Origin of the sequence: Pedobacter chitinilyticus (assembly GCF_003313385.1) — a bacterium.
GTDB classification, from domain to species: Bacteria; Bacteroidota; Bacteroidia; order Sphingobacteriales; family Sphingobacteriaceae; genus Pedobacter; species Pedobacter chitinilyticus.
This window is the reverse complement of the sequence record NZ_QMHN01000002.1, coordinates 683,664-700,178: the sequence shown is the minus strand read 5'-3', so window position 1 is coordinate 700,178 and position 16,515 is coordinate 683,664. Positions and strand designations below refer to the sequence as shown.

Here is a 16,515-nt window from a genome sequence, read left to right as displayed (position 1 = left end):
CAAAAGGGAGTAAAACACACTACACTTTGCCACGTTTGCTCGCACATTTGAGCCATCCGTAAACCAGTAGGATTAAAACGACATAAACTATGATGTTAAATAGATCATGGTGGTCAATGGTGAGTAGTGGTTTTCTCTTGTCCCAATACAAAGACAATACGATGAGTCTTAAGGTATTTAGTAGTTGAATGAGTACTAGTCCAAATAGTAAAAAGCCATATCTAGCTTTAATATAACCAGGAAACGTAATGACAAAGGCACTGAAAACGCTCATGATCCCATAGCCCAAACAGGTATACACCATTGTGAAGCCATGTCTGCCAATTACTTTTAGTTGGTAGTCGTTAGTATAAACGATGTAATCCATCCAACGTAAAACCGTAGCCGCACTATCTATGGTGAAATTACGCCACCAATTGATGTAGTTGAGATGCTGGTCTAAAAATGGCACATAAATTCCGCCTTTGGCAGTAATGCCAATGTAAGCAGTGTTAAATTCATATAGGAATAAGGATAGCAAGAGGAAGTAGCAGATGAACCTAAAATAGGGCTCGTCCCAAAAGCTTTTAATGGTTTGACTGAGCTTACTCATTTTTGCTTGCTTTGGTTTAACTTCTCAGCAATTTTTACGTCGACAATTAATCTGAACCAGAACCCTTGCAGGAAATGAAATAGGATACCTGTTCGTCCATCTAAAAAACCTAATTGGAAAGTCATTCGGTAAGTGAAATAGATGAAAGGTCTAAGGAAACGAGGTAGTTTCCACCATATGCTTTTTATATAAGCTGTGCGTTGGTAGGGGTCGCCAAACAATTTTGGTTTGATGGTTTGCTTTCGGAGGTTTTCCATCCGCTCTATTTCTTCGTTGGCTACCAAATCACTGTAGCGGTTGTGCTTGTCGATCCAAAAACGAATTTCATTTTCCTTGAGGTTTTCTTCAAGAAGATGCCCTTTCTTCCAAATGGTGGTATTTCCTGTGACGATAAACCGGTGATCCATATTTTCGTTAAGGTCGGAGTATCCCATGCCATAGCGAAACATTTTTAATTGGTATTTAGGGTAATAGCCGCCATGTTTAATCCATTTTCCTTTGAAGATGTTTTTGCGGTTAAAATAGATACCCTCTACATTCCCATAGGTTTCGTCATTAAAGTTGATCAGTAATTCAAGCAGTTCAGGCGTCACGATCTGATCGGCATCTAATCCGATTACCCAAGGGGTTTGAACCTCAAAATTTTTAAGGGCATAATCCCATTGTTTTGGGTGATTTTCAAAAGGATGAAACTTTACCATGGCTCCGAAACTTTCTGCAATTTTTAGCGTGTCATCAGTACTTCCCGAATCTAATATGAAGATTGGTGCATTTAATCTTGCAATAGAATTGAGCAAACGAGGAAGGTGTTGTTCTTCGTTGAAAGTTAAGATGATGAAACTAAATGCTGGCTTCATTGAATTGTGGCTCTAATCACCATTGATTTCCAAAGATAGGGTAATCTTCCGCAACCTATGAAGTGGGTTATCTTAAAGCCTTGCTCTTCTAAGAGTTTGCTTAGTGTCTTTTTTGACCATAATTTAATATGTCCACCATCCCAAAGTGGGTTGGCATGCTGATCCCATTTTCCTGTGATGGCAATAACTAGATTTTTGAGATAGCCGTGATAGGGAGTTGAAAGGATGAACTCTCCACCGCCATTTTTGAGGAGTACTCTTTTTGCAAAGGCAATAAAAGCGCGTGGATCATATAAATGTTCAATTACTTCGGTGGAAATTATGGTTTTGAATTCTTTGTCTTTTAGGTCGATAGGTAGATCATCAGAAGATAGGTCCTGTACAAAAAAGTGATTAGGGTTTATACTGTTGGCCTGTTCAATACCATTACTGGAAGCATCGGTACCATAAACATCAAAACCTTTCACTATTAATTCATTAGCGAAAGCACCATTTCCACAACCTAAATCTAGAATTGTGGAGTTGTTATTTAACAATGATACAATAGGTTGCCAGATATAATGTTGTGTATGGTCTGCCTGTGTATGGGTATAGCCGTATTCTTTATAAGCGCTCATGATTTCCCTAATAAATGCTTGTACATGCTGATGTATTTGTTTGCTAGCGTAGTTTCATCAAAATCTTGCTTAATTTTTGATGGAGCGCTGGCCCTAATTTGAGCACGTTTTTGTGTGTCCTCAAAGGATTTTATAATGGCCACCATTAGTTGGTCTGGATCATTTGGCACCACCCAACCTAAATTATTTTTAGTCACATAATCTGCCAGTCCAACTTCGGTACTCACTAATACGGGCGTACCTACAGACAAACTTTCGATGACGACATTTGCAAAATTCTCATTATGGGAGCTAAGTACTAATAAATCGTGCTCTGCTAAAAGCTCAAATTTTTGATTCTTATCTGCTTGCCCTAGCCATTTGATTTTAGAACTGATATTAAGTTGATCCGCAAGTTGATAGAGGTGTTGCAAATAACTTATTTCACCGCTACCTGCTATGGAAAGGTTCCACGAGATATTCACTTTTGCTAGGGCATTGAATAGTAGTTCAAGTCCTTTTTTTTCTTCTATACGAGAAAGAAAAAGTAGCTGATAGGTGGATGATTCAGTTGGTATAGCTGCGGTTAGGGAGCCACTTGTTGGTGTTGCGTCACCTAACTCAACGAAATTTGCGATAATGTTAGTATTGTTTGGTATGCAAGTTTCCAAAATGTCTTCCTGCTCTTTTTCACTAGTGGCATGGATATGGCAATATTTTAAAAGGTTTTTGCCGAGAAAGAAGTGGATGGCATCTTTAAGCTTTGAATTTCTGTTGTTAAGACTATAATTGGTTAGCATCCCCCTAGGTGATAAGACAACCTTTACACCATGTATTTTAGCAACTAAACACGAAAAAATAGAGACTAAATTCCACCAGGCATGGATGTGTATAATCAGCTCGTTTTTACGACCCGCTTTTTTCTCTTCTACAATCAGTTTTCGTAGAAAACTAAATAGGGCAGGAGAAAAGTGCGTATGATCTTTAGTTAGTCTTTTGAAATAAAAGACTTTTACGCCATCAACGATTTGCTCTAGACCTGAAGGAACATTTAATTCTGTTTTTCCATTCGCAGTAGTAGCTAGCACCACTACGTCTTGACCTGCTTTTACCAACTCTTCCGACAGTTTGGATACCGACATGGTTGGCCCACCATAAATGTATGCAGGTTTATAAGCCGCACATATCTGTATGATTTTCACTGGAAGATCAATGATTTAATGATTAAGGTTTTGAATGAGTAAATACCCAATCACCTACTGGACTAAAGAACTGTTTTCTTCTTGCCCCAATTTACTGTTCCTATAACCATATAGGAAATAAATCACCAAACCTACTACTAACCATATTCCAAAACCAACCCAGTTGCTGAGTTCTAATTCGCACATCATGTATAAACATGAAATTAAGCCTAATACAGGGATTAAGGACAAGTTTTTGGTGATGGATAAATAGGTAATGACTAAGCAAATGATCAAGAAAATCCACATTGGGATTTTGTGTTTGAACAAATGCCAACCACTTTCATATTTCTTATGATAATCTATTGATGATTTGCTCAAGAAGCTTTCGTATTGATCTGAATTAAGGTTACTCAAATAAGCTTCCGCATCAATTTGTTTGCCTTGTAATACTACAGGACTTGCAGTGATTTCTTGTTTGATGGTGGTTAGTTCTTCATTATTTAACGAAGTAACAAAACTAACGGGGTTTATTACTTTAGGCGTGTTTGAAATAAAACCTATGGCTTCCTTGTTAAATTTTGTAAAGGCTAAAATAATTGCTCCTGCAAAAAGTACAGGAATTACAAACTTTGCATTTACATAAGGGATTTTGAATTTACCACGTTGTACATCGGGCCTGTTTTGAAGTACCAATACCCCTGCACATACTAACACAAATGCAAACAAGGTACCAATTGAACATAAATCGGTTACGGTAGTAAGGTTCATGAATAATGAAGGAATGGCCACTACAAAACCAACTACGATGGTAGAGAAAGAAGGTGTTTTATACTTAGGATGAATTTTAGAAAATGATTTTGGCAATAATCCATCGCGGCTCATGCTCATCCAAATACGCGGCTGTCCCATTTGAAAAACTAATAATACGGATGCCATAGCAAATACCGCACTTACGGCAATGATGCCACTCATGAGTTTTAAATCTATTTGGTCGAAAACGTAAGCTAAAGGGTCGCCAACGGCCAAAGTATTGTATTTTACAATTCCAGTAAGTACCAATGCAATGGCAATATACAATACCGTACAAATTACGATGGCCCACATCATGCCTTTAGGCAAATCACGTTGTGGGTTTTTACATTCTTCGGCAGTAGTTGAAATGGCATCAAATCCTATATAGGCAAAAAATACTGCCGATACTCCTTTGAGTACGCCCGAAATACCATTAGGGGCGAAAGGATTCCAGTTTTCTGTATCTACATAGAAAACACCAACCGCCAGCACCAATAAAATTACGGCTAGCTTAACAATTACCATGGCATTGCTGGCGTTTCGAGATTCCTTCATTCCTCTGTATACCAACCAAGTGATGAAAATAATGATGCCTAGTGCAGGAATATCGGCCACAAGGTGAAAACCACCGATTTGAGGGGCGGTGTTCCATGCGTTGGCCGCGACTCGAGTCGCTTCATCAATGTTGGCCATGCTTTTGCCAGCGTTTAATAAAGCTTCGGCGTGTTTATGCCCATTGTAGGCGCTCAGGTAATCCATACTCGCCCAATCAGGTACATGAATTCCATTGATGCCTAATGCGGGTATTTTAATGGAGGACAGCAGTCCCGTAAAATAATCGGACCAGGAAATGGCTACCGTAATATTACCAATGGCATACTCCATAATGAGCGACCAACCAATTACCCAGGCGACCAATTCGCCAAAGGCAACGTAGGAATAGGTATACGCACTACCAGAAACAGGTACCATTGAAGCAAATTCGGCATAGGCAAAAGCTGCAAAACTACAGGCAACGGCAGTAAATATGAATAAAAAGATTACCGCAGGTCCACCGTCGGCACTTGCTTTACCAATGGTGCTGAAAATACCAGCCCCTATAATGGCGGCAATTCCAAAAGCGGTAAGGTCTCTCACGCCTAGAGTTTTGTGTAAAGATGCCTCGTGGTCGCCATAGCCTTTTGCGGCATCGGCTAATATTTTATTAACTGATTTTTTTCTGAACAGGTTTTTTAGCATGCGCTATTGTTTGGTTGGTGATGTTTCAAACTTAAAAAAATAAATAGACTTCTTATCATTCTGAATGTAACGAAGAATTGAATATCCTATTTTAAGATTAATGTTTTTGTTATGCATGCATAATATAGTACACTCATGGTACACTATCCCTACTTAAACCCTACTTAAGCCCTACTTGAAACCTAGCTTTGGTATACTGGTTCATTGGTTACATCGTTTATTAATTTTTAGTTGCTATAGAAGAGATTGTCTTATGCTAAACTGCTAACCTAACTTCTCCAATTCTTCTTTTACAAAGCCAGCTAACTCATTGATATAGGCGGCACTAAAATCAAACTTTATTCCAGCGGTTTCATAAATCTCGTTCATGGGCTTGGTGTAGCCTAGTGCTAGGGCATCCAAGTATTGTTGTAAGCCTTTTTGCGGATTTTCTTTGTAGTTTTTCCAAACGGCTATTGCACCCAATTGCGCAATGGCGTATTCGATGTAGTAAAAAGGCACTTCGAACAGGTGCAATTGTTTTTGCCATACATTGCCAAATTGCTTTTCGTAACCTTCCCAATTGGCAAAGCCAGCACCAAATCTTTGGTATATTTGTTTAAAGGCTTCTTCACGATCGGCGGCATTATGGTCTGGATTGGTGTAAATCCAATGTTGGAATTGATCAATCACTGCGACCCATGGTAAAGTTTTCAGCACGTCAATCAGTTGTTCTTTTTTTGCCCTTATTAAATCTTCCTCTTTGTCAAAATATACCGACCACTGATCCATAGAAATTAATTCCATGCTCATTGAAGCTAATTCGGCCACTTCCGAAGGACAGTGTTTAAAGTCGTTCAACTCTAAATTGGCTGTTAAAAATGTATGGATGGCATGACCTCCCTCATGTACCATGGTGGTTAAATCACGGAAGGAGTTGGCCGAATTCATGAAAATGAAAGGTGCACCAGTTTCTGCCAATGGATAATTGTAACCTCCAGGTGCTTTACCCATTCTGCTTTCTACATCAAAAAGCTGGTTTGCTTTCATGATGGAAAGTTTTTCGCCCAACGAGGCGTCTATTTTATTAAAACAAGCAATGGATTTATCGATGAGTTCATTGCCATTTTGAAATGGCTTCAGTGCTGGTTTCCCAGTAGTGCTCACGTCTAAATCCCAAGGACGTAAATCTTCCAGAGCTAATGCCTCTTCACGTTTTTCGGCCTGTTCTTTTAAGATTGGAACAATTTCCTTTTCGATGGCTTCGGCAAAATCGTAACAGTCTTTCGGTGTATAATCAAAACGGCCTAGTGCTTGGAACATGTAGTCGCGATAGTTCTCGAAGCCAGCATTTAAGGCTACTTGATGACGTAGCTTCACCAACTCGTCAAAAAGGATGTTCAATTGGTCTTTATCCACCAGTCTTCTTTGCTGAATGGTTTCCCAAGCGTTTTGACGAACGTTCCTATCGGTATCTTTTAGGAAATTACCAGCTTGTTCCAAGGTGTATTCCTGGTCGTTAATTGTAACGCTCATTGCTCCAGTAATGCCTTGGTATTGTTGTTGTTTTACCTGTAATTCGGTAAATAGCGGAATGTTCTCTTCTCGGAATAATTCTAAAGCTTTTCGTACACCACGTAAGTAAACAAAGTATTTCTGTTGATCTAGCTCTTCAATAAAAGGACTTTCTACTAATTTTTTGTTTAGTTCGTTAGCAATTGGTGCTATTTGTGGTTCAATTTCGGTTGCGAAATATTGGAAGTCTTTTACTAGTTGTTCGTTAGCGGTATCGCAACTCATTTTGATGTAACGCCAGGCAAAATCTTCTTCTAATGCTGCTTCAAGCTCACTTTTGTCGCGAAGCCAATGTTCCAGATCTGTTTTGCTATCGATGTTTCGATTTTGTAGTTCCTCAAAAATAGGAGATAGGTTTTCCCATTTGATTTCGAGGTCTTGTGGGATATATGTTCTTTGTTTTTTAATAATGGTGTTCATGGTATCAAATGTTGTATGTTTTGAACGTAAATAGGTGGTAAATGTTTTATTTGGATTTGTTTGATAAAGTTACCTTTTTGGCACTAAAATGTTCATCTTGCGTAGTACGAGAAATACTATCCACATCGTAATGAAACCGTAGACTATATTATTAAGCATGAATTCGAAATTATTACCTCTCCATAGTGCTTGGAAACAGCCATTAAACATTACTATACAACCGAATTCGTAACCACCAAACCAGCGTTCTGCGGTATCGTTTAAAAGTTGTGCAAGGACACCTAAAATAAATAGAAAAAAGAATGCACCTACATAGCCAAAGGATAAATAGCCATCCACAATGGGACGTGTTTTTGCAGAAACTTTCGCTTCTCGGTTTATGAGACCAGCTTCATAAACTCGCTCCATAGCCACTACTTCTGTTATCGGCTTGTTGGGATAAAATATCCTTGGCAACAATGCTATGAAAGAATCTTCTAGAATTTGAAAACCATAATAATCCTTTCTTTCTGGGACATGCGAAGCAAATCCAGTAAACATACTAATTTCAGAAAATCGAGTAGTTAAAAAACCCCAATTTGTTTCTACGATTTCTTCCTCATTCTCATCTTGCAAGATGGTTTCAAACGCTTCGCTTCTTGCTTCTTGAGCAGATTTTTCTCCACTCCATGATTGTAATCTGATTACCGAGGCATAAGTAGGTAAGATATATAGTAGAATATAAACTGTTGGTAGTGTAAAAAAGGCAATTGTGCGTTTGTAGTATGGAAATAGTAATGCGAATAATATAATTACATTTACTAAAATATGTTCTTTATAACCAGTTAGAGTTGCATTGACGAAATTGAAACCAAACATTATAGCTCCGTATGTAATCAATAAACCATTTTTATTTCTTAAGCCCTTCAGAAGAGTTAGTGACGCACAAAAAATGGCAATATTATTTAAATAGATTGAAAATTGAAACATACCAGAAAAGGACTGAAACATAATAGCTGAGATATAGCTTATAAAGCCTATTTTTAACCAAATTGTATCTGTTTTTTTTTTCGCGGCAAAGGAATAATATTGTCTATTTTGTTTTCGTTGCTGGACAATTAAAATTCCCCAAACTATTGCTATATGTCCAAGGAAACTTAATCTTTGACACTTCGCTATTAGGTAAGTTTGTTCACTGGTAACAAAATTAGTTGAACTAACTTTTTCGAAGTACTCGTAACCTAAGTGATCTAGAAAATAGAAAATGGAGGTACAGCACATGAAGCCTGCAAAAATCAATTGCAATAAGAAAATAGGCCGCATAATTTGCTGTATTAGAGGTAGGTCTTTTTTAATGATTTTAAAAGGAGAAAGCCAAGTAAGATAAAAAATATAAAACGAACCAAGCCAGGCCACTAAATAACTCAGTGCAGGTAAATCATATAAGCTTAGTGACAAAAAGAAAACTAGAAATGCAGGAATGAAAAATCCTTTAGTTTGTTGCATTTAGATTTGTAATGAATTGCTCCACTTGATGTTCGAATCTCCAATTTTCAATAATTTCTCGAGATTGTTTGCCAAAACTATTAATAAGATCCGTTTGGTTGATTATAAGGGAAAGTTTTTCTTTTAAGTCATTTATATTGTTTGACTTAAAGATGTAGCCATTTGATCCATTTTTCACTAAATCTACTGCACAACCTACTTTATTTGATACTATAATTGCCTTTCCAGCAGCCATTGCTTCATTTACTGCTAATCCCCAGGTCTCTCCAGGCCCCTGACTAGGTAGACAAAAAATATCGCAAGCTTGATAAACTATCGGCATTTGCTTTTGATTTTGGAAATCCATAAAATGAATTTGCTTTACAATTTGTTCAGTAATTTTCGACGTACTGTTTTTGGTGTGCATAGATTTTAGATTTTCTTCTAATATTCCGTTTCCAACAAATAACAAATGAATATTTTCTTTTTTCGTTACTTCAAATAAAGATTGCGAATTTTTTAATGAGCCAAGATTTGTTGATTTTCCAAGAGTTAACTCAAGGAATGCGGTCATGAGTAATTCTGGGTTTTTCTTTGGCTCAAATTTTCCTGCAAATAAAATTAAAATATCATCTTGCTTTATCCCTATTTTTTTTCTTAAATCTCTCGCTTCTGCAGCTCTGTTTTCAGCAAAGTGTTCAATATCTACTGCATGTGGTGCAGAAAAGAGCTGGCTTTCTTTTAAACCATAATTTTTGAAATAGATTTTGTTATTTGTACCTACGTAAAAGGCTTTATCTACAAACCCATAAATTAATCGTAAGTAGATTTTTTTTATGATAGCTTTAAATCCAATCTGTTCGTTTAACAAGGTAGAGTCTCCTCTGAACCAAATAGGTATCTTACCTTTGAAATGACGCATTACTTTAAAATGGCTATGATAATTATACCCATATATCAAAATTACATCTGGTGCGAAAGAAGTTATTTTCTTAATTATGTTTGGATTGATAATGCCCTTGTTGTGATGAGAGCCAGGCTGCTTAGCAATATTCTCTAATACCTCATATTGATAGCCCTCTAATAAAGGTAGATCCCAAGAGATGGTTTTTCCAAAGTCTGGGTCATATTTAGGTCGTATACCATCTTCTCCCCAAGTATATAATACCTTTAATTTACATTGCTTTGCTAATAACCTAAATATAGGTACATAGTACTGAATTGGATGAGTAACAATGATTACGAGTTTTTTCATTTTGAATTTAAAAACTAATACCAAGTATTGTTACTATTTTAGCACTATTACACCTGTTTTTCACAAAGTCGATATCTCTGATGTATATAGTGTTGAACGCCCCAAATGCTGAAGCCTGTTTAAATTCTCTTTTTAAAGGATCGTATAAATAAGGAGTGAAACCCATTGAAATAAAGTAATTATGTATATCTTCTTCTTTATAGTTATATCTGTTGCCACTTCCATTTAGTTCAATAATGATTGCTTTTAACCTTTTGTTCTCTAAAACTTTTTTACCCCCCTTAATGACTTCTGTTTCAAAACCCTCTACATCAATTTTTAATAGAATAGGGTCTGATTCTATAAATTCATCCAAAATAGATACTTCTACATTAATTACATCATTTTTATCTTCATCATTTGAAATTACGTGGTTGACAGTATCTAAGTTAGAAGTGAATTCTATAATTCCTATTTTGCTTCCCAGAGCTTTATTACAAAGCGTAACTTTAGATTCTAATCTATTTAAAGATACATTTTTGGAGAGTATTTCAAATGTATGTGGTATTGGTTCAAAAGCTATTGTTTTAGCACCGACATGCCCACTTGCCAATAATGTATAGGAGCCCACATTAGCTCCAATATCAAAAAATAGGTCTTCTTCTCTTAGAAAATGTAATAGGAAACCCATGTCGTTAAACTCATGTAAGCCCACATAAATGTTTCCTGTTATTCCTGTTAATCTTTTTTTAGCATAAAAATTAACATTTCCTATGAATGGTTTAATCATTAAATCTTTATTTATTGAAGATTGGAGCTGCCATTTTATAAGTCTGACAAATGCTACTAAAGGTTTTCGACGTCCAATTGGATGAGATTTAATAAATGAAAATGTTCGTTTAATATTACTTAGCATGGGTTTTTATGAGTTGGTGCTATATTTTGAAATAAATCAGTCTGTCTTCTGGTCATTTCTTCTGCAGTATAGTAAAAGAAGGTCTCTTTGTTGAGCTTATAAGACGTCTTATTATAGAGGTAAAAAAACGAAATAATTTTTTCTATTTGTATGCTGGTATGTTCTTGGAATGTTATTACTGTTGCATTGCTACATTTACTTAGAATATCTACAACAGAGCTTTTTTCATGAAAAATAGCCAATAATGGTTTTTCTAGAAGTAAATATGGATAAATTTTAGAGGCGGTGTATTTATTATCGTTAGAACCACAGATGAACAGCATATCCATGGCGGCTAATGTATTTATAGTTTGATAAAAAGGTATCCGATCAGTTTGCTCTGTCACAAAAGCTTCTAAGCCTACGCTCTCAGCCAACGGGGCAATGGTTTTTTCACCTTCCCCTTTAGGAGCGTAGCTTGTTCCTAGAAAATTAAAGTGGAAATTTTCAAAATAACTAGCTTGGCTTTGTTGACCAAACTTAAATGCTTTAAATAAGATGTTAATAGCTTCTTGCATATCATACCCACCTCTGCCTATATAACCTACTTGTATTTCATTATTTTTTTGAACTACTGATGGATACTTTAACTGGTTTTTTTTCGCAATTTCCATGTCCTTTTCAAAGGCCCCAAAAGTAATTGTGGCACTTGGGATACTGAGTTGATATCTGTTTTTCAAATCGATGATGTATTGTTCCGAAACAGCAATTAAACCATCAACAGATTTCATGGCGATTGGTTCCAAGTATTTATTTAAATGATAGGAAAACCAGTATTTTTTTGGACGTTGGTATTTGGGTTTATCTCGATAGTACTCGGAATGCCAAGGGTCTTGTATATCAATGACATAGGGGGTGCCAAATTTTCTTTTCCAATAGGCTCCTAAGATACAAACGGGAAATTGGGTGGTAGAAAAATAAATTAAGTCGAATTGTTTTTCCTTTAATAACTGATTCACTTTTTTTTTATAGAACCATAAACTGCGTAAAGCTATACTACCTAAACCTAGCTTGCTGGTTATTTTTTTGTTAAATGCTTTAACGTAATGTAATTTTGTGCTTGGTGGAACACTTTCTAAAAGAAGTTCATCTGTATCAATGTCATGTGGTTTTGTTTCGCAGGTGACAACTTCAGCTTCCCAGCCAAATTTTTCAAAATAAGGAAGACTCATTCGTATACGCTGCATATCGGCAGCATTGCAGGGTGGAAAATATGGAGAAATAATTAGTAACTTTTTCAATTTTCCATAGTTGTTTTAATCAAACTCAAAAGCGTTTGACTTTCTTTTTCCCAATTAAATTTATCCTTAGCTAGTTTTTTCGCTGCTCTACGATGTTGATCCAGTAAATAGGGATGTTCATAATAGATTTTTAGCTGATTTGCTAATTCAACAACATTTCCTATTTGAAAAAGCAATCCGATATTCTTATTTTCTTGCAATAATTTTTTTTGTGCTTTAGTTTCAGAAGCGATAATTGCTAGGCCAGCATTAATGTAAGTAAATATTTTATTGGTAAGACAGATATCTCTATTATAAGGTTTACTAATTTCTAGCGCAAGGCCAATATGATGTAATGCGGCTATCTCAAATATTTGATTAGGCGATACAGTATCTAGATAAATAATCTGACTAAGTGACAAATTATTTGTACAGGCAAGTGTGTTGAATATTTTTTGAATCTCTTTATTCGCTGCCCCTAGGATAGTTAATTCTATATTTAACGGCTGTAAGAGACCCATTGCTTCGATAACGGTTTCCAGCCCGCGTCCTTCGCCTACAGTTTGCGAAAACCAGAAAAGCTTTAATTTTTCGTTTGGTAATCTTAGCGATTCATTTTCAATGATATATGATTTAGAGAATACATTGTTAATAGTTTGTGCCCTCAATTGGGGATATAATTTCTGATAGGCATCTGCAATTAAAGGACTGGCACAGGTGAGATAATCAATTTGGGGTAGATATTTATTTTCTATAGTTTTAGAGGCCTTGTAAAAAGAAGAATTTATATCGTCAGACACTTCATTTCTATGAAAATCTTCAGCATCAAAACCACATTTAGCTTTATGTCTTTTTGCTGCTCTTACAACGATAGGCAAGGAGGTTAAGTCGTGACCTATATAGAGATCAGCCTTAATCCTAGAAGCTTTCAAAAGCATCAGCCACGACGATCTATGATAGCTAAACTCGTAGGCCAAAAAATGTCTTATAAATTTGTGAAATACTCTGGAAAACAAATGTGTAAGGGATCCATGTTTGCCGGCAACCAAAATGAAATCTTTATTTAGTGGTGTAATATTAGCCCATTTATCCCTAACAGCATAAATTACATTCACATCATATCCTTGGTTTTTTAAAAGAAGATATTCTTTGTACAAACGAGGGTTTTGTACAGGAGGGAACGGGGACACTAAGACAATTTTTTTCAAATTTTTCTGAATTTAGCTTTCGCTTCTGACCAGTCAACTAGTTCATCTACAATGTCATAAAAGCCATTTTGACTTTCTGGGACTTCATTTTGTTCAATTTTCCTGATGATAGTTGGTAAGTTTTCATAAAACCAGTTTGTGCGATAAGGAGGATGTAAGCTCCAAAGACCAGGTGCTTTGCCTTTGAAATCTACGCGAATTCTTTTCTGTTCTGCCATATTAGCACTAATAAATTGTTCAGGCAAAATAAAAGGTGGGTTACCTCGGTAAAGGGCTCTTATTAATTCTTCGATTTTCTTCGTTCTTATGTTAGAAAAAGTGTGTTCGGATAATCTATTTTTATTAACGAAAAAAATTCTAGTGCTCATACCTTTAAAAGCAAAATGATAGCTCAAGTTTTGATATTGCCTATAGTCTTGTCCGATAAGTTGGCCATCTGGTTTGGGAGGCCCTGCTAAAGGGTTAATAAATAGAATAGTTTTGTCATTGTTATACAACTCAATAGCCTCGGAAATCCAGGTATTACTTAATCCACCAAAAAATAAGTCTGAGTCTATATGCAACACAAATGGATTCGACGAAGCGTAAATTCCAAAAAAGTAAGTGTAGAATGGACCTCCTCGCCAATCTTTTGCAGGGATTCTATTTTTTTTGAAGAAAGTATTGGCTATTATAAAATTTACTTCTCTGCTATAATCAATTTTCACCAATCTTATTTTAGAAGAACTTTTTTCTACGTTATAAAGAAAATGCCACATCTTCTCATTGTATAGCTCCCAATTTGAAGAGAAGTGCCCCTTACTTTTGTGTGTATCATACGTTAATAAAATCTCATCAACTTGATCTTTAAAAACGTTAATTTGATGTTCTAATAAGTAAAGTGAGTGTCTATAGTCTGAAGGAGCTAAAGAAATTTGAAGAGAAACTTTATTCATATCATATTTTATCACTCTAAATTTAAAATGAATGATTGTTATTTTTAGTAATATTCATTATAAACTGTTTCAATAATCTCTATAAGACGGAGGCCACTTTTTTTAAGTGAAAGATGTTTTTTGATAAATTCTCTAGGTTGAAATTTGTCTATTTTTATTTTGTTGATAAATTTTGGTAAGACGTCGTTAAAATCTGCAGAGTCTTTAAATGTCATTCCGCAAACTTCACTAAAAAATGGTACTGAACTGGCAGGTATTATTGGGTCATTCCATCTAAATCTATTTGGATCTAAGCATAAGCCTTGCTCCCAAGCTAACACTGGAATATTCATTGACATAGCTTCACAGCAAGCAAAACCTTGACTTTCATGCTCTGAAAAAAACAAAAGAGCTTTAGTATTAGATAGCTTTTTAAAGTAATCTTTTTCTTTATAATTTCCGTATTTAATAATATCAAAACTATAATTATTCTCTTTAAGTTTTGATATTATTGGAGTAAGTAGTTCCTCGGTTTTTTTTTCTATATCCCAATGAAACTTTTGATAAATTAAAAAGTCGATTTTTCTTTCAGATGATGCGGGTTTCCATTTCTCTATATCAATACCACTAAACCAAGTGTCGCATATTTGATTTCCATAATATTTAACGTATACCTCATTTGCCCATTTAGAATGTTGTAAATATTTTACAACTGGATACTCTTTACATAAATCTGGCCATTCAGATGGGTGTGTCATAAGCGCTATACCAGCGATGATTTTATTCGGTTGATTATAGCCTTTTAAACAATGCTTCCCTCTTCCAAGTACAATCGGAATATCGTTCTTTTCTAATTTATGAAACGGTTTATTTATAGAAAATTGGATATTTAGTTCTTTTAAACTTTTTAATAAATTTAGATAAACTCTTCCAATCCCTCCTATTTTTTGCCTGCCTAGAAGCCTTCTTAAGAATCTACGGACTATATAATCATTTTTAAAGAATTTGTCTTCTTCAGGTTCTAATTTATAATAGATGCAAATATTATATGACATTTTTCTCTCTTAAAAATTGAACAATTTTCGGCTGTAATTTCTTTTCTAATGCATATGATACCAACACCGTTAAGCTCGCCCAAATACTGAACTTTAACCAGTACCAATAAGGACCGTTGTACGGGAAATATTTTTTTATGATGAGCATAAGAGGTAAATGAGTTATATATAAAGCATATGAAATAGCTCCTATTTTAGCAGAAGCATTTATTATAAACTTGTGAGGACTATAAAACCGATATGTCAGTATAGATAATAAATAAAATATTAGACAAGATATCCATCTATCATTTTCAAAAATTCTATTGCTATTTATCAAATAACAAAATATAATAGCTGGCAATGCATAAGAAATTGCTAGTAGTAATTTCTTGAAGGGTAATGTTTTACCTGAAAAATCAGCTAGAGCGCAAATACATAATGGCAGATAAAAAAGTATTCCAAGGCCTAATACATGGTCTTTTTCTGAATTTAACTTTAACATTTTAAATATAATATCACCGTAGGCTAAATGATGACTCGAAATAAATAGAAAGATATAACTGAAAACAGAATATTTAATTTCTTTACTTTCTTGCAGTTTCCAGCATAACATTAAACCAGTTATCCAAAAAATATAACCAATACTGTAATTTGCAATGAATGTAGGGAAATTTGAATAGTAACCAAGCGTGCTTAAAATTAGAAGAATTAATATTGTAACTATAAAATTTGGTTTTAAAAAGAAAATTATTGGAAAAATAAGATAATAAACTATTTCATAATTTAAGCTCCATATAGGAGCTAAATTACTGATAACAGGAATATGGATTCCAAAATAATCTCTTGAATTTTGGAGCATAAGCATGTTGCCAATAGTTTGCCAGGTACTTGTATCTGTACCTAGCCATAATAAAGATAGAAAAGTAAGAAGATAGATAGGATACAGCCTAATAAGTCTTTTTTTGTAAAAGCTTGGGGTTTGGAAAGATTGCATTTTCAAAACAGTTAAGCCAATTACATATCCAGATAGCATAAAAAAGATATAAACGGCTAAACTTCCGAAAGAAAAATATGGAATTAAACTAGGTGGACTGTAGTTTTTATCCAACCAAGATTTAGCAAAGCCGTGTGCCAACAATACACCAATTGCACATATTCCCCGTAAGCCTTCTAATGAAGTGTTGAAAGCATAATCACTCTGACTTTTATCGCTAATAGGTTTTATTTTTAAAAATGTATTTATATACAT

At 35.0% G+C, this 16,515-nt stretch carries 14 protein-coding genes; all 14 read right to left on the bottom strand.

Annotated features, from left to right (window positions below; genetic code table 11):
• Positions 1 to 19 precede the first annotated feature (19 nt).
• The 14 genes from xrtY to DUT70_RS09725 all read right to left on the bottom strand — a co-directional run bounded on the left by xrtY (position 20) and on the right by DUT70_RS09725 (position 16,515).
• Positions 20 to 592: an exosortase Y gene (gene xrtY / locus DUT70_RS09790; RefSeq protein ID WP_113647134.1), complete on the bottom strand. Its 573-nt coding sequence runs from the start codon at positions 590 to 592 to the stop codon at positions 20 to 22.
• Positions 589 to 1,449 carry a glycosyltransferase family 2 protein gene (locus DUT70_RS09785; protein WP_113647133.1) on the bottom strand — a complete coding sequence of 287 codons (861 nt, stop codon included), beginning with the start codon at positions 1,447 to 1,449 and terminating at the stop codon, positions 589 to 591. The genes xrtY and DUT70_RS09785 overlap by 4 nt, the downstream gene beginning before the upstream one ends.
• Positions 1,446 to 2,066, bottom strand: coding sequence for a class I SAM-dependent methyltransferase (locus DUT70_RS09780; protein ID WP_113647132.1), 621 nt, complete (start codon positions 2,064 to 2,066; stop codon positions 1,446 to 1,448). The genes DUT70_RS09785 and DUT70_RS09780 overlap by 4 nt, the downstream gene beginning before the upstream one ends.
• Complete coding sequence (locus DUT70_RS09775) at positions 2,063 to 3,247, bottom strand: XrtY-associated glycosyltransferase XYAG1 (RefSeq protein ID WP_128353343.1); 1,185 nt, start codon at positions 3,245 to 3,247, stop codon at positions 2,063 to 2,065. The genes DUT70_RS09780 and DUT70_RS09775 overlap by 4 nt, the downstream gene beginning before the upstream one ends.
• Positions 3,248 to 3,301: 54 nt before the next feature.
• Entirely contained in the window at positions 3,302 to 5,260 is a 1,959-nt protein-coding gene (locus DUT70_RS09770; RefSeq protein WP_113647130.1) for an amino acid permease, read from the bottom strand.
• Between the two features lie 264 nt (positions 5,261 to 5,524).
• The gene (locus DUT70_RS09765) at positions 5,525 to 7,234 is read right to left on the bottom strand and encodes a M3 family oligoendopeptidase (RefSeq protein ID WP_113647129.1); all 1,710 of its coding nucleotides are present in this window, start codon (positions 7,232 to 7,234) and stop codon (positions 5,525 to 5,527) included.
• 69 nt (positions 7,235 to 7,303) lie between these two features.
• Entirely contained in the window at positions 7,304 to 8,719 is a 1,416-nt protein-coding gene (locus DUT70_RS09760; protein WP_113647128.1) for an exosortase Y-associated Wzy-like protein, read from the bottom strand.
• Positions 8,706 to 9,953: a glycosyltransferase family 4 protein gene (locus DUT70_RS09755; RefSeq protein ID WP_113647127.1), complete on the bottom strand. Its 1,248-nt coding sequence runs from the start codon at positions 9,951 to 9,953 to the stop codon at positions 8,706 to 8,708. The genes DUT70_RS09760 and DUT70_RS09755 overlap by 14 nt, the downstream gene beginning before the upstream one ends.
• A 7-nt stretch (positions 9,954 to 9,960) precedes the next feature.
• Positions 9,961 to 10,722, bottom strand: a complete 762-nt coding sequence (locus DUT70_RS09750; RefSeq protein WP_205529773.1) for an FkbM family methyltransferase — start codon at positions 10,720 to 10,722, stop codon at positions 9,961 to 9,963.
• A 119-nt stretch (positions 10,723 to 10,841) separates the two neighbouring features.
• On the bottom strand, positions 10,842 to 12,128 hold the full coding sequence (locus DUT70_RS09745; RefSeq protein ID WP_240432065.1) for a glycosyltransferase: 1,287 nt from the start codon (positions 12,126 to 12,128) through the stop codon (positions 10,842 to 10,844).
• Entirely contained in the window at positions 12,125 to 13,264 is a 1,140-nt protein-coding gene (locus tag DUT70_RS09740; protein ID WP_205529772.1) for a glycosyltransferase family protein, read from the bottom strand. Before DUT70_RS09740 ends, DUT70_RS09745 begins: the two co-directional genes overlap by 4 nt.
• 47 nt (positions 13,265 to 13,311) lie before the next feature.
• Positions 13,312 to 14,250 (bottom strand): hypothetical protein, encoded by a 939-nt coding sequence (locus DUT70_RS09735; protein ID WP_113647123.1) that lies wholly within the window; start codon positions 14,248 to 14,250, stop codon positions 13,312 to 13,314.
• A 44-nt stretch (positions 14,251 to 14,294) separates the two neighbouring features.
• Entirely contained in the window at positions 14,295 to 15,284 is a 990-nt protein-coding gene (locus DUT70_RS09730; protein WP_113647122.1) for a glycosyltransferase, read from the bottom strand.
• Positions 15,274 to 16,515, bottom strand: a complete 1,242-nt coding sequence (locus DUT70_RS09725) for an acyltransferase family protein (RefSeq protein WP_113647121.1) — start codon at positions 16,513 to 16,515, stop codon at positions 15,274 to 15,276. Before DUT70_RS09725 ends, DUT70_RS09730 begins: the two co-directional genes overlap by 11 nt.